Raw genomic sequence first — 14,565 nt, 5'->3', positions numbered from 1 at the left:
CTCAGCCCCTCCTCTCCCGCATCACCCGGCGCTGGAACAGCGTCAGCAGCACGATGATGAGGAACAGCACGAACGAGATCGCCGTCCCCGCCCCATAGTCGAAGTCCCGGAACGCCGTCCGATACGACAGGAACGCCGGGGTCAGCGTGGTCTTGGCCGGAGCGCCCTGGCTCATGACGTAGATCTGGTCGAACACCTGCCAGGTCCCGATCAGCCCGAGCGTCAGCACCAGGAACATCGTCGGCCTGAGCATCGGCAGCGTCACATACCGGAACCGCTGCCACCGCCCGGCCCCGTCGAGCACGGCCGCCTCCTCCAGCGTCACCGGGATGTCCTGCAACGCCGCCAGGAACATCAGCATGAACGTCCCCGACGTCGTCCACACGACCAGCGCGATGATCGCGCACATCGCCACGCTCGGCCCCGACAGCCACTCCCACCACGACAGCCCGAACGGCCCCGCCCCGGCCAGCGCCGCCGGGGGCGTGTCCATGCCGAGCAGCAGATGGATGACCCCTCGGGCGTCGGAGAACCACTGCGGCCCCTGAATGCCGAAGAAGCCGAGCAACTGCGTGAGCGCCCCCGAGTTGCTGAAGATGAACAGGAACACCACGCTGACCGCCACCGAGCTGGTGACCGACGGGAAGTAGAACGCGCTCCTGAAGAACGACTTGCCCTTGAGCAGGCGGCTGTTCACGATCAGGGCCAGGCCGAGCGCCAGCGCCGTCTGCAGTGGTACGACGATCGCCACGTAGTAGGCGTTGTTCCGGATGCTGATCATGAAGTTCTCGCGGGCCAGGTCGTCGCGGGTGAACAGCCGGCCGTAGTTGTCCAGCCCGACGAACGGCACGCCGCTCTTGAACGGGCTGCCCTGGCCGTTCCACGAGGTGAGGCTGACCCACATCGCCATCAGGATCGGCAGCAGCAGGAACACCCCGAGGATCACCACGACCGGCGCGACGAACAGCCACCCCGTCACGTCGTCCCTCACGCGGCTGCGGCGCATCAGTCGCCCAGTGCGGACTGCGTGTTCTTCTGCAGCCTGGCCAGCAGCGCCTTCGGGTCCTGCGTGGTGAGCTGCTGGAGCCCCGCGTCGAAGTCGGCCAGGACGCTGTCCATCTTGGCGGCGTTCACCGGGCCCTGGGCGTAGGCGGCGCCGTCCACGAACGCCGTGTCCGTGGGGAACTCCTTGACGTAGGCGTCCTTGGCCGACTGCCGCGACGGCATCACCCCGAACGCCTTGGCGAACGTCAGCTGCTGGTCGGCCTTGGTCATCGCCTCGACGAAGGCGATCGCCGCGGTCTTGTTGGTGCTCTTGGCGGCGATGCCCCAGCAGTTCGTGAACGACAGCGTGCCCTGCTTGGCCCCGGCGGGCAGCGGGTGGGCCGTGTACTTGATGTCCGGATAGTCGGCCTTCAGCGCGCCCTTGATCCAGTTGCCCTCGATCGTCATCGCGGCCTTGCCCTTGCCGAACGCCTCACCGGCCCACGATGCGCCGAGCTGCTTGGGGTACTCGGCCAGCTTGTCCTTGAGCAGCGTCTTGACGTACTCGAGGGCCTTGAGGTTCTCGGGGCTGTCACCGGTGGCCTGTTTGCCGTCGGCGCTGGTGATCCAGCCGCCCGCCTGGACCATGAACGCGCCGATCCGGTCGCGGGTGTCGCCGATCGCCAGCGGGGTGATGCCCTTGGCCTTGAGCTTGCCGGCCACGGCGGTGAGCTGTTCCCAGGTGGTCGGCACGTCGGACGCCGCCAGGCCCGCCTTCTTCCACAGTCCGTCGTTGACGATCAGCGCCAGCGTGGAGAAGTCCTTCGGCGCGCAGTAGAACGTGCCGTCCCGGGTGAACGTGGTGCGCAGGCTCGGGTAGAAGTCGTCCGGGTTCGAGATCTTGTCCCCGTACGGCTCCAGCGCGCCGACGCTGGCGTAGTCGGCGAACCGCGAGGCGTCCACGTAGAAGACGTCGGGCGGGGTGCCGCCCGCGAACGCCTGGCCGAGCTGCTGGTGGATGTCCTGCGCCGGGGTGACCGTGGCCTGGTTGCCACTCGCCTTCGCCCACGCGTCCGCGGCCTGCTTGACCGCGGCCGTCTCCGGGTCGCCGGAGGAGGCGATGAGAATCCGCAGCGAGGCGGGGCCGCTGCTCTGCGGCGCGGCCGCCGGCTTGTCCTCGAAGCCGCTGCCGCACGCGGTCGCGGCCATCGCCAGTACGGCCAACGCCGCCAGGGGGAGGTGTTTCATCGCGCTTCCTTTCACGCTGTACGCCGGATGACCAGGGAGGGCTCAAGCAGGACGTGATCCGGCTTGTCCGGGCTGTCGTCTTCGAGGAGCCGGGTCAGAACGCGGACGCAGCGCGCGGCGGCGTCCGACAACGGCTGGCTCAGGCTGGTCAGGCCGATCGCGGCCGCCACGGGCGTGTCGTCGAACCCGATCACGGGCACCGGCCCGGCCTGCAACGCGCCCAGGGCGACCGAGTCGCTCACGCACACCAGGGCGGTGGCGCCGGCCGCGATCAGCTCCCTCGCCGCCGCCTCACCCTCGGCCGCCGACCCGTCGGTCCGCCGCTCCAGCGCGCCCGTGTCTTCGAGCGCCCGAGCCCATCCGCTCCTACGGTCGTCACCGACGCCGGAGCCCTCGGGCCAGCCGATGAACCCGATCCGCCGGTGACCCGCGCCGAGCAGATGCCGAGTGGCGGCGGCCGTCCCCGCCGCGCCGTCCACGTCCACCCACGGATGGACGCCGCCCTCCGGCATGCCCCACGGCCGCCCGAACGTGACGAACGCCAGCTCCCGCTCAGCCAGCCACGAGGTGCGCACATCGCCGTGATGCGTGCTGGTCAGCACAAACGCATCCGGTTCGTACGCCCCCAGCAGGTCGTCGAACGTGGCGATCTCCGACCGGTCGTCGTCGGCCGTGTAAAGAATCACCCGATACCCCGCCTGGGCCGCCGACTCGGTCAGCCCGTGCAGGAACCGGTCGAACACGTTCATGCCATCCTGGGTCTGCTCGATCCGTATGGCCAGCAGCCGCGACCGGCCGGTCCGCATGCGCCGGGCCGCCTGGTTCACCCGGTAGCCGAGCTCTTCGACCGCCTGCCGTACGCGTTCGCGGGTCTCTTCGCGGACGAGGTCGGGGGAGTTCAGTACGTTCGAGACGGTCTGCCGGGAGACGCTGGCCCGCCGCGCGACGTCGGCGATCGTCACCTTTTCTGGCATCATGTCGCTTTCTAATGGTTTGAACGTTCAAATCGCTGTATGGCAGGATTGGATCGTTCAAGTAAACGGAGTGTTACGCACTATCTCCCTTGGACGATTCGCCTGTCAAGATTTGGGGGCCGCTTGTGCTCGACCAAGCCACGCACCGCCTGCAGCCGCTGCTGCACGACCTCGTCAGCACCGTCCTGGCACCGACGACCGCGCTGAGCGGCACCGACGGGCAGATCAGGGCGGCCGGGGTGCAGGGTCTGTTCCATGCGGACGCGCGGGCATTGTCCCAGGTCACGCTGGCCGTGGACGGCTGGGAACCGGAGGCCGTGGGGCACGCCGCGCAGGCCGCGGGCCGTACCAGGTTCGTGTCGCTGGTCCGCCGGCTGGGCGATCCGATCGCGGACCCCACGGTCCGCGTCGACCGTACCCGCGAGGTCGCCCCCGGGCGGATGGCGGAGCTCATCGAGATCGCCTCGACCGCGACCCGCCCCGTGACGGCCACCGTCACAGTGGACCTGAGCTGCGACTTCGCCCCGATCGAGCTGGTGAAGTCCGGCGGCACCGCCTCCCCGGCCGCCGCCTCGCTCGTCCCGTCCGCTGACGGCGAGGCCCTGGAGTGGCGCTCCGGCCGCATCCGGGTGCGAGTGACCGGCGAGAACGCGACGGTGGAGCCGCACCCCGAGGGGCACGGCCCGCTGGGAGACGGCCCGCTGGGAGACGACGGCTCCCTTGGGGACGGCGACCCGCACCGGGGCGGCGGTTCGTGCGGGGATGGCGGTTCGTGCGGGGATGGTGGTTCTTCCCGTGCCGCCGGTGGGCGGCTGCGGTGGGAGATCTCGCTCGCGCCCGGCGAGCGCGTCACGCTGCGATGGGCCGCCGTGATCGACGACCCGGACGCGGTGGTCACCACGCCGTCCAAACCGCTGGAGTGGAGCGTCCCCGAGGTGACGGCCGACGACACCCGGCTCGTACGGCTGGCGGCGCGCTCGCTCGAAGACCTGCGCTCCCTCAGGCTGGCCGAGACCGGGGAGCCGGGGGATACGTTCCTGGGCGCGGGGGTGCCGTGGTTCCTGACGCTGTTCGGGCGCGACAGTCTCTGGGCCGCCAGGATGCTGCTGCCTCTGGGCACCGACCTGGCGGCGAGCACCCTCCGCGTACTGGCCAGACGGCAGGGCACCCGCGTCGACCCGGCCACCGGCGAGGCGCCCGGCAAGATCATGCACGAGCTCCGCCGCCACGAACACAGCGGCGGCGGGCTGCGGCTGCCCGCCGCCTACTACGGCACCATCGACGCCACCCCGCTCTGGATCGGCCTGCTGTACGACGCCTGGCGCTGGGGCATGCCCGCCGCCCAGGTCGAACCTCTGCTCCCGGCCCTGGAGGCGGCGCTCGGCTGGCTCGGCGACCACGCGGACCCGGATGGCGACGGCTTCCTGGAGTACATCGACCTGACCGGCCACGGCCTCGCCAACCAGGGGTGGAAAGACTCAGGCGACGCCGTCCGCTTTCACGACGGCCGCCAGGCCGAACCGCCCATCGCACTGGCAGAGGTCCAGGGGTACGCCTGCGCCGCCGCCCACCAGGGGGCCGCGCTACTGACGGCGTTCGGCCGCAAGGGGGCTGAGCGGTGGCTGGACTACGCGGACACGATGGCCGACCGCTTCCGCGCCCGCTTCTGGGTCACCCACCCCGCGTCGGCCACAGACAGGGGGAGCGGCCGGTCCGCGTCGGTCGTCAGCGGTTTGCACGGCCGTCCCGCGTCGGTCGCCGGTCGCGAGGGCGGCTATCCCGCGCTGGCTCTCGATCGCGACAAGCGGCCGGTCGACTCGCTGACCAGCAACATCGGCCACCTGCTCGGCACGGGGCTGCTGTCGCCGGGGGAGGAGGCGAGGGTGGCGGAGCTGCTCGGCGCCCCGGCGATGTCCGGTGCCTTCGGGCTTCGGACGATGTCGGCCGATGACGGCGCGTTCAGCCCGCTGTCCTACCACTGCGGGTCCGTCTGGTCGCACGACACCGCCATCGTCCTCGTCGGCCTGGCCAGGACGGGTCATGGGCGGCTGGCGGCGGACCTGGCGCAGGGCCTGCTGGCGGTGGCGGAGGGCTTCGACTACCGCCTGCCCGAACTCCACGCCGGCGACGACCGGGACGCGGTCGGCCGCCCGGTGGCCTACCCGGCGGCCTGCCGCCCCCAGGCGTGGTCGGCCGCCGCCGCCGTGACACTGCTGCACGCGGCCGTGGGCCTGTACCCGGACGTACCCGGCGGCAAGGTGCTGCTGCGTCCACTCGCGGGAGCCCCGCTCGGCGCGGTCACGGTGCGTGGCCTGAGAGTGGCGGGCGCCGACGTCACGGTGTCGATCGACCGCTCAGGCAGGGCCGAGATAACGGGCCTCCCACCTGGTCTGTTGGTCGAGGTGGCGGACGGCCCGCACGCTCTGGGCTGATGGGCCCGCCGGCCGAGGTGGCGGACGGGCCGTACGCGGCGGGCTGATGGGCCCGCCGGTCGAGGCGGCGATGGACGGGCCGTACCCCCCGCACTCGTGGCCTGCCCCGTCAATGTGGCGGATGGGCCGTGCGCCCGGAGTTGAGGGTCTCTGCGGTGATCAGTCAGTCGGCGGAGCCGACGGAGAGTTCTGTGAGGTGGGCGTCCGGTGAGGTGGTGAGGGCGGTCAGTACCAGCGAGGCGATCGTGGACGGGCGGAGGCACTGGTCCGGGTCGTACGGCGAGCCGAAATCGGCCCTGACCTTGCGTAAGAGCTCGGTGGCCGTGCCGCCTGGGTAGATCGTGGTGACCCGGATGCCGTGCCGGCATTCCTCGTCCCGTACGGCGTCGCCCAGCTCGCGCAGGGCCGCCTTGCTGGCCGCGTAGGCGGGCCAGCCTCTGGGGCTCAAGCCGGGGGCGGCGTTGATGAGGACCACCCGGCCGCGGCGCGTGCGCAGGGCGGGCAGGAGGAGGCGCAGGAGTTCGGCGGCCGAGGCGACGTTGACGTTGAACGTGTCGCGCCACAGTTCCACCGAGCTGTCGGCGGTTGGCACGACCTCGGCGATCCCCGCGCAGTGGACGAACGCGTCCAGCTCCCCGATGGCCGGCAATGCCGCGGCCAGCGTTTCCGGCCGAGCCAGATCCGCCACGATGACGATGACACCGGCGGGGGTGACGCTCCCAAAGGGGACGCCCCCAGGGGTGACGCCGGCGCGGGTGGCGCCGCCGGGGATGTCACTGGCGGGAATATCGGCGGGGATGACGCCGGTGGTGGCGGTGGCCGTGGGGGTCGCGGTGCCAGGCGTGCCACCAGCGCGGGTGACACCAGCAGAGGCGACACCAGCGGAGGTGGCACCAGCAGATTTGACACCGGTGGGGGTGACGTCGGCGGAGGTGCCACCCGTGGGGGTGACGTCGGTGGGCAGGGCGGTTGCGGTCATCATGTCCGGCCAGGGGAGGTTCGCCGCCATCGGGGTGATCTCCCCCAGGCCGACGATCGCATCCATGGCACCGGGCCCGCCCGAGCCGGCGAGCTCGTCCATGGCGCCCGGCCCCGCGTTCGCGGCAAGGGAGCCGAGGTGGGAGGGGTCGCGGACCAGGGCCAAGACCTGGTAGCCCGCCTCCAGCAGCGCCCTGGCGATGGCCGAGCCGATGCCACCCGTCGCCCCCGTCAATAAGACCGTCCCAGCGTGGGTCATGGTCAGAGAGTGGCAGAGGCGCCGGTCGTCCGTCTATTAGGACTTGATCGTGTAGCTGTCGCCGTACACCTTCCAGGTCAGCGGCGGGTTCAGGTCGAGGTTGCCGTTCTTGAGGAAGACGCGCTGCTCAGTGTCGACGCGGGTGGTGTCCTCGTGCGCCTCCTCGGCCTTCATCGCGGCCTTGCGGGCGTCCAGGAACGCGTTGAGGTACGTCGTCTCGTTGCCGCCCTGCGCGGGGGTCTTGGCCTTGGACAGCGCGGTCTTCCTGATGCCGCCGAAGCTGAGCTTGTCGCTGCCGGGGCCGTGCATGACCATCGCGTCGTAGTAGATGAACTGGCCCAGCGCCCGCAGTCCGTCCGTCTTGGCCTGCTTGACCGACGGGTTGAAGTACACGCGGTCGCGCTCGTCGTTCTGCGCCGTCTGGAAGGCGGTGTCCTTGGCGGCGGTCTTCCAGTCCTTGGTGAAGTTCGGGTCGAGGCCCGTGTGCGAGTCGCTGCCGTTGACCTTGCGGAGCGCGGGCAGGTATTTGGCCAGGACGTTGCCGGGCTTGCGGGTGGTGTAGAGCTCGACGAGTGCCAGCATGTCGCTGGTGCCGGAGCAGAAGCCGATGATTCCGGCCGTGTAGCCGCGGCCGTCGTCGATGTCCTCGATGTAGCCGTACTGGGCCTTCCAGTCGAGCGAGGAGTTCTCGGCACTGGACACCAGCTGCATGGCGATGTCCTTCTTGTGCGGGTCGGTGAGGTCGACCGCGGCCTGGCTGGTGCCCGTGAGTGCGAGAGTGGTGGCTAAGGTGACCATGGCGACGAGAGTGGTTCGGAGCAACGCGATCTCCTGCTCTTCGTTAGGAAAGATTCCTAACGAACCATACTCACAGGAGTCATCTTGTGGGACCTATGTTGTGAAATTTGGGCCCCTTACCGCCGTAGTGCGGCGAGTTGCTGTTCGAAGGGGACGACCGGCTCGATCGGCTCTCTGGCCGGGGTACGGCTGCGCATCAGGTCGGCCAGCTCGGCCGCGGCGCGGTCGATCCGCTCCGCCAGGCCGTCCGTGAACTCGTCACCACCGCCGCCCCAGTCCTCCGACGCCGCGTAGACGGCGGTCGGCGCCACGACGGCCCGCAGGTACGCGAACAGCGGGCGCAACGCGTGCTCCAACGCCAGCGAGTGCCGCGCCGTCCCGCCGGTCGCCGCGATGAGCGCCGGCTTGCCCGCCAGCGCAGTGGGGTCCAGGACGTCGAAGAACGACTTGAACAGGCCGCTGTAGGACGCGCTGAAGACGGGGGTGACCGCGATCAGGCCGTCGGCCTCCGTCAGCGCCTCGATCGCCTCGCGCAGCCGGGCGCCGGGGAAGCCGGTGACGAAGTTGTTCGCGATGTCGACGGCGAGGTCGCGCAGTTCGATCACCCGCACCTCGGGCGCGGGGTCGTCAAGCCGACGGACGGTCGCCTCGGTCAGGCGATCGGCGAGCAGGCGGGTGGACGACGGCTGGGTCAGACCAGCCGTTACGACGACGAGCTTCATGAACTCACCTCAGCGACGCGGGTGGTGTGGACGGGGCTATCGGGGACGTCGGCCGGCCGGTTCGCGGCGAACTCCCGCCGCAGCACCGGCACGACCTCCTCCCCGAGGATGTCGAGCTGCTCCAGGACCGTCTTCAGCGGCAACCCCGCGTGGTCCATCAGGAAAAGCTGCCGCTGGTAGTCGCCGAACGACTCCCGGAACGTCAGCGTCTTGTCGATGACCTGCTGCGGGCTGCCCACCGTGAGCGGCGTCTCCTCGGCGAACTCCTCCAGCGACGGGCCGTGTCCGTACACGGGCGCGTTGTCGAAGTACGGGCGGAACTCGCGTACCGCGTCCTGCGAGTTCTTCCGCATGAACACCTGGCCGCCGAGCCCCACGATGGCCTGCTCGGGCGTGCCGTGCCCGTAATGGGCGTACCGCTGGCGGTAGAGGGTGATCAGCCGGATGAAGTGGTCCTTCGGCCAGAAGATGTTGTTGGCGAAGAACCCGTCACCGTAGTAGGCGGCCTGCTCGGCGATCTCCGGGCTGCGGATCGAGCCGTGCCACACGAAGGGCGGCACCCCGTTCAACGGCCGCGGCGTGGAGGTGAAGCCCTGCAGCGGCGTACGGAAACGGCCCTCCCAGTCGACGACGTCCTCGCGCCAGAGCCGGTGAAGCAGCGCGTAGTTCTCGACGGCCAGCGGGATGCCCTGCCGGATGTCCTGCCCGAACCACGGGTACACGGGCCCGGTGTTGCCCCGGCCCAGCATCAGGTCGACCCGGCCGTCGGCCAGGTGCTGCAGCATCGCGAAGTCCTCAGCGATCTTGACCGGGTCGTTGGTCGTGATCAGCGTCGTGGCCGTGGACAGCGTGAGCCGCTCGGTCCTGGCCGCGATGTAGCCGAGCATGGTGGTCGGCGACGACGGCACGAACGGCGGGTTGTGATGCTCGCCGGTCGCGAACACGTCCAGCCCGACCTCCTCGGCCTTGAGCGCGATGGCCACCATCGCCTTGATCCGCTCATGCTCCGTCGGCGTCCTGCCGGTGGTGGGGTCCATGGTCACGTCGCCCACACTGAAGATCCCGAACTGCATATCGCTCACCGCCCCTTACTATTGAAAATTCAACAACCACCCAAGCAGCAGGCGGTCCGAGGTTATTCCGTACGTTCAGAGAGCGTTGATCTCCAGCGGCCCGAGCACCCGTTGGGGCGCCCCGCGCTCGGCCACGGTGATCATGGCTCTGCCGATCTGCTCGGTCGTGGTCACCGCCGTGGGGAACAGTCGCCGCAGCACCGGATAGAGCGGCGCCGTCACCACGTACGCCAGCCGATACCAGGTCGTCCGCGACGTGACGCCGTGCATGGGCTGGATGTAGCCGGGCCGGAACATGTACGCCTCGAGCGGCAGTGCCAGCAGCGCGTTCTCGGTCTGGCCCTTGACCCGGGCCCACATCGCCCGGCCGTGCTCGTCGGTGCCCACCCCGGACACGTAGACGAACGTCGAGCCGGGGCTGAGCCGCGCGAGGGTCTCGCCGGCCGCCAGCGTGTAGTCGTACGTGACGCGCCGGTAGTCCTGCTCGCTCATGCCCGCCGAGGAGACGCCGAGGCAGAAGAAGCACGCGTCGTAGCCGGACAGGTCGGCCTCGATCGGGGTGAGGTCGAGCAGGTCGCCGTGCGTGATCTCGCGCAGTTTGTCGTGGGTGCGGCCGGTGGGGGTGCGGCCGACCGTGAGAACGCCCTCCACCCGGTCGTCGACGAGGCATTCCCGTAGCACGCCCTGCCCGACCATGCCGGTGGCGCCGAAGATGATGACTTTCATACGGCCCGCATGCTATCGCCCATGCGCAGTCAGGGCGCTCATCGAGGGTCGTACCGTCTATCTGGCGCCGCGACCTGGTATTCCCGCTATTAACCCGCCTCATGGCGGCGAAGCTGGCTAGCGTGGCAGGATTGTCTGACGCGTCAGACCGCCACAGTTTGTCGATCTAGGAGCGTATATGCCGAATGCTCGGGATATTGACGACCTGACCGAAATATCCGGTTTGGAGTCTCGTCAGTCCGGGCCGACAGCGCTGCGGATATTGGTGGGCAGGCAACTACGCCGACTGCGTGAGTCACAGGGGATCACCCGTGAAGCCGCGGGATACGCGATCCGTAGTTCGCATTCCAAAATCAGCCGCCTGGAATGCGGGCGGACCAGTTTCAAGCTGCGCGATGTGGAGGATCTGCTCACCCTGTACGGGGTGGCCGAGGCGGCCGAACGCGCGGTCGTGCTCTCGCTGACCAGGCAGGCCAATGCTCCCGGCTGGTGGCACGACTATCGCGACGTGGTGCCCGACTGGTTCGAGGACTACCTCGGGCTGGAGCAGGACGCGGCGATGATCCGTACGTACGAGGTCCAGTACATCCCCGGCCTGCTCCAGACGGAGGACTACGCCCGCGCGGTGATCACCTGCGGCAATCCGGACAGCCCGGAGGAGGAGATCGAGCGCCGGGTCGCGCTCCGGATGCGCCGCCAGCGGCTCCTCCTGGCGTCTGCGGCGCCCAAACTCTGGGTGGTGCTGGATGAGGCGGCGCTGCGCCGTCAGGTCGGCAACGCCGCCACGATGCGCGCGCAGCTCGAGCACCTCAAGAAGATGGCCGACCGGCCCCTCATCACCATCCAGGTGCTGCCGTTCAGCTACTGCGGTCACATCGGCGGGGTCGGCCCCATCACCATCCTGCGTTTCGCCCAGGCCGAACTCGACGACGTGGTCTACCTCGAACAGATCGCCAGCGCGCAGTACCTCACCAGGCAATCCGACGTGCATCCGTACCACCATCTGATGGACGAGCTGGGCATCCACGCGCAGTCGTCGGCCGCGACCCGGGCGATCCTCGACCAGATCATCGGCGAGCGGTAGGTCTACGGCTTGCGGGCCACGCCGCAGAAGGCGTCCACCTCGTCGGGGACGCCGAACACGGAGGCTTCCACCCGCCAGCGGGAGACCGAGACGACGCCCGGATCCACCAGTTCGAGGCCGTCGAAGAAGCGGGCGATCCCCTCGGGGGTGCGCAGGTTGTAGGAGTACGACTGCTCTTCGTCGTGGAGCCGTCCGGCTTCCGCGGCCGCCTGGGGTTTGATGGTGTTCGTGCCGTCCTCGAACACCAGGTAGCTGCCTGACGGCAATGCGTCCAGCAGCCGCCGCGTCAGGGCGTGCGCGTGGTCGTCGTCGAAGATCGTGCCCATGACGCCGAGGAGCATGAGTGCGGTGGGCCGGGTGAAGTCCAGCGTCTTGGCCGCGTAGTCGAGGATCGTGTCGGGGTCGCGCACGTCGGCCTCGATGTAATCGCAGGCGCCCCGGGGGTCGCTGGTCAGCAGTGCCTGCGCGTGCACCAGCACCAGGGGATCGTTGTCGACGTAGACGACGCGGGAGGCCGGGTCGACGCGCTGGGCGACCTCATGGGTGTTGTCGACGGTCGGCAGTCCGGTGCCGATGTCCAGGAATTGCCGGATACCTGCCTCTTCGGCTAGATATCGGACAGCGCGTCCCAGGAAAGCACGTGCGTGGCGGGCGATGTCCTCCATGCCCGGGTAGATCTGCCGGAGTTGTTCAGCGTGCTCGCGGTCTACCGGGTAGTTGTCCTTTCCGCCCAGCCAGTAATTCCACACCCGGGCCTGATGCGGCTTGGTGGCGTCGATTTTGGAGGGCAGCGCCGGGTCGGCCGGCGATCCTTCGTCGGGCACGAAACCTTCTCCTCTTTTGTCGCCTATATGGTGTCCAAGCCCAGTCTTCCGGCGTTATATCCCGCTGTCACCTACAAAACATCACAAATTCGGAGGTTGGCGGACGATACCGCTGAGTATGTCGTCCAGAGTGACCACGCCGAGCACCTGCCCGCCGGCACCCGTCACGGCGGCGAGCTGGGCCCGTCGCTTACGCATGGTCGCCAGGACGTCCGCGAGCGTCCCCGTCTCGTCGATCAGCGGCAGGGCGCGGATCGGCAGCGGCTGACGCGTGCCGTGCCCGTTGAGCGCGTCCAGGACATGCAGGTAGCCGCGCAGCTCGGCGGGGTCGTCGCCGTGCACCGGGAAGCGGGAGTGGCCGTAGCGGCCGGCGTACTCCTGCAGCCCGAGGCTGTCGATCGTCGCGGGGACGCTCACCACCTCCTCGATCGGCACCATGACCGTGCCGACCGGGCGAGCGTGCAACGCGAGCGTGGCGATCATCCGGTCGTGCTCGTCCTGGCGGAGCAGTTTGTGCTGGCGAGACTCCTCGATCAGCACCGGGAGTTCCTCCGAGGTGTAAACGGTGTGGATCTCGTCGGTCGGCGGGATGCGCAGCAACCGGAGCACCACATCCGACATGGCCTTGACCAGGGTGAGCAGCGGGCGTATCGCTCGGGCGAGGACGAACAGGGCGGGCACCAGCCACAGCGCCGCCGTGTTCGGGCCGGACAGCGCGAGGTTCTTCGGCACCATCTCACCGATGATCACGTGCGCGGAGACCACCAGGAGCAGCGCCAGGGCGAAGGCGACCGGGTGCACCATGTTCTCGGGCAGGCCCACGGCCGCGAAGAGCGGCGCCACGGCACGTGCCACGACCGGTTCGCCGAAGGCGCCGAGCATCAGCGAGGCCAGCGTCACGCCCAGCTGGGCCGCCGCCAGCATCGTGGGCATCGTGTTCATGGCGGCGAGCACCGCCTGCGCCCGGCGCGAGCCCGCCTGCGCCTGCGGCTCAAGCTGGGTACGGCGCGCGGAGATGAGGGCGAACTCGGCGGCCACGAAGAACCCGTTGACGGCCAGGAGCAGCACGAGGACCAAGCCGTCGGTGATGGTCATGAGGGTTCCTGACTCGGCGCGGTGAGGGTGATCTGCTCGATGCGCCGGTTACGCATGGACTCCACCCGGAGCGTCCATCCGTCCACCTCGACTTCGTCCCCCGGATCGGGGATGCGGCCGAGCCGGGCCATCACCAGGCCCGCGAGCGTCTCGTAAGGCCCCTCCGGCATGCGGAACCCGGTGCGTTCCTCGACCTCGTCCGCCCGCAGCACGGCCGGCGCGCTGATCGAGTCGCCCGGCGCGAGCAGCGCGGCCGTGGGCTCCGCCGACTCCTCCTCGGGCAGGTCGTACTCGTCGGCGATGTCGCCGATCAGCTCCTCCACCAGGTCTTCCACGGTGACGATGCCCGCGAAGCCGCCGTACTCGTCGATCACCACGGCCATCTCGACACCCGGCGGGCTGAGCCGTTCCTGAACCACCTCCAGGTTCACCGACTCGGGCACCGTGACCGCCGGCCTGGTGATCGCGGTCACCGGCGTCCGGTCCCGCTCCTCCACCGGCACGGCGCACGCGCGCGGGACGCTGGCCACGCCGAGGATGTCGTCCAGCTCCTCGCCGCACACCGGGATGCGCAGGTGCCGGGTGCGGCGGGCCAGCTTGAGGAACTCGGCGACGCTGCTGGATCCGGCTATGGTCACGCAGTCCGTACGCGGGGTCATCGCCTCGGCCGCGTTCTTGCCACCGAAGCGCAGCGCCCGCTGGAGCATGGCGGCCGTGCTCGGCCGCAGCACCCCGGCCTCGGCCGAAAGCCGCACCAGCAGGCCCAGCTCCTCGGGGGAGCGGGCCGAGGCGAGCTCCTCCTGCGGCTCGGCGCCCAGACGGCGGACGATGCCGTTGGCCACCGCGTTGCACGCCTTGATCAGCGGTCCGAACGCCGCGGAGAACACCCGCTGCGGCGGCGTCGCCAGCCTGGCCACGGCCATCGGCCTCGACAGGGCGGCGTTCTTGGGCACCAGCTCGCCCAGGACCATCTGCGCCACCGTGGAGATGACGATCGCCAGGACGACGGCGGCGCCACGACCGGCGGGAACGTCGTCCAGCAGCGGTTCGAGCAGGTCGGCGATGGCCGGCTCGGCCACGACGCCGAGCAGCAGGGACGTGACGGTGATGCCGAGCTGCGCCCCGGACAGGTGAAACGACAGCCGCCGCACCGCTGCCTCGATCCCCTGCGCGCCCCGGTCCCCGGCCTGCGCCAACTGGTGGACCCGTACGCGTTCGACGGTCACCAGGGAGAACTCCGCCGCGACGAAGACCCCGTTGGCCAGGATCAAGGCCAGCGCCCCGAGCAGGAACACCACATCCAGGACCATGGGCGAAAGCTAGCACCAGAGGAGGACAAGTGTGTTTGGCGGACTCACCGTTTCGATA

At 69.6% G+C, this 14,565-nt stretch carries 13 protein-coding genes; 2 read left to right on the top strand and 11 right to left on the bottom strand.

The genetic code is table 11. The features are described 5' to 3' along the window. Position 1: 1 nt before the first annotated feature. From KLK06_RS28625 to KLK06_RS28615, 3 genes are read right to left on the bottom strand one after another with little or no spacing between them, the layout of a single operon-like run. On the bottom strand, positions 2–1,006 hold the full coding sequence (locus tag KLK06_RS28625) for a carbohydrate ABC transporter permease (protein WP_214638735.1): 1,005 nt from the start codon (positions 1,004–1,006) through the stop codon (positions 2–4). Then, a complete protein-coding gene (locus KLK06_RS28620; RefSeq protein ID WP_214638734.1) occupies positions 1,006–2,232 on the bottom strand; it encodes an extracellular solute-binding protein in 1,227 nt (408 codons plus the stop codon). Before KLK06_RS28620 ends, KLK06_RS28625 begins: the two co-directional genes overlap by 1 nt. A gap of 11 nt (positions 2,233–2,243) precedes the next feature. Further along, on the bottom strand, positions 2,244–3,209 hold the full coding sequence (locus KLK06_RS28615; RefSeq protein ID WP_214638733.1) for a LacI family DNA-binding transcriptional regulator: 966 nt from the start codon (positions 3,207–3,209) through the stop codon (positions 2,244–2,246). Between the two features lie 122 nt (positions 3,210–3,331). Here KLK06_RS28615 and KLK06_RS28610 point away from each other — a divergent pair, with 122 nt between their 5' ends. Beyond that, positions 3,332–5,638: a glycogen debranching N-terminal domain-containing protein gene (locus tag KLK06_RS28610; RefSeq protein WP_308168488.1), complete on the top strand. Its 2,307-nt coding sequence runs from the start codon at positions 3,332–3,334 to the stop codon at positions 5,636–5,638. Between the two features lie 163 nt (positions 5,639–5,801). On the opposite strand, the gene KLK06_RS61680 is transcribed toward KLK06_RS28610, so the two are convergent. The 5 genes from KLK06_RS61680 to KLK06_RS28585 all read right to left on the bottom strand — a co-directional run bounded on the left by KLK06_RS61680 (position 5,802) and on the right by KLK06_RS28585 (position 10,194). Next, on the bottom strand, positions 5,802–6,875 hold the full coding sequence (locus tag KLK06_RS61680) for an SDR family NAD(P)-dependent oxidoreductase (RefSeq protein WP_214638731.1): 1,074 nt from the start codon (positions 6,873–6,875) through the stop codon (positions 5,802–5,804). Between the two features lie 36 nt (positions 6,876–6,911). Continuing rightward, on the bottom strand, positions 6,912–7,673 hold the full coding sequence (locus KLK06_RS28600) for a chitosanase (RefSeq protein ID WP_214638730.1): 762 nt from the start codon (positions 7,671–7,673) through the stop codon (positions 6,912–6,914). Positions 7,674–7,789: 116 nt separating this feature from the next. Next, positions 7,790–8,395, bottom strand: coding sequence for an FMN reductase (locus KLK06_RS28595; RefSeq protein WP_214638729.1), 606 nt, complete (start codon positions 8,393–8,395; stop codon positions 7,790–7,792). Next, positions 8,392–9,468, bottom strand: a complete 1,077-nt coding sequence (locus tag KLK06_RS28590) for an LLM class flavin-dependent oxidoreductase (RefSeq protein WP_214638999.1) — start codon at positions 9,466–9,468, stop codon at positions 8,392–8,394. Before KLK06_RS28590 ends, KLK06_RS28595 begins: the two co-directional genes overlap by 4 nt. Before the next feature lie 75 nt (positions 9,469–9,543). Further along, a complete protein-coding gene (locus tag KLK06_RS28585; protein WP_214638728.1) occupies positions 9,544–10,194 on the bottom strand; it encodes an NAD-dependent epimerase/dehydratase family protein in 651 nt (216 codons plus the stop codon). Between the two features lie 178 nt (positions 10,195–10,372). On the opposite strand from KLK06_RS28585, the gene KLK06_RS28580 reads away from it, so the two are divergent. Then, a complete protein-coding gene (locus KLK06_RS28580) occupies positions 10,373–11,278 on the top strand; it encodes a helix-turn-helix transcriptional regulator (RefSeq protein ID WP_214638727.1) in 906 nt (301 codons plus the stop codon). 2 nt (positions 11,279–11,280) lie between these two features. Here the strand turns inward: KLK06_RS28580 and KLK06_RS28575 are convergent, their stop codons facing one another. The 3 genes from KLK06_RS28575 to KLK06_RS28565 all read right to left on the bottom strand — a co-directional run bounded on the left by KLK06_RS28575 (position 11,281) and on the right by KLK06_RS28565 (position 14,507). After that, positions 11,281–12,102, bottom strand: coding sequence for an SAM-dependent methyltransferase (locus tag KLK06_RS28575; protein ID WP_214638726.1), 822 nt, complete (start codon positions 12,100–12,102; stop codon positions 11,281–11,283). 81 nt (positions 12,103–12,183) lie between these two features. Further along, positions 12,184–13,197: a hemolysin family protein gene (locus tag KLK06_RS28570; RefSeq protein WP_214638725.1), complete on the bottom strand. Its 1,014-nt coding sequence runs from the start codon at positions 13,195–13,197 to the stop codon at positions 12,184–12,186. Continuing rightward, positions 13,194–14,507, bottom strand: coding sequence for a hemolysin family protein (locus KLK06_RS28565; RefSeq protein ID WP_214638724.1), 1,314 nt, complete (start codon positions 14,505–14,507; stop codon positions 13,194–13,196). Before KLK06_RS28565 ends, KLK06_RS28570 begins: the two co-directional genes overlap by 4 nt. Positions 14,508–14,565: the final 58 nt, after the last annotated feature.

This window comes from Nonomuraea sp. NEAU-A123 (assembly GCF_018603905.1).
Lineage (GTDB): Bacteria > Actinomycetota > Actinomycetes > Streptosporangiales > Streptosporangiaceae > Nonomuraea.
This window is presented reverse-complemented; position numbering and strand designations above follow the sequence as displayed.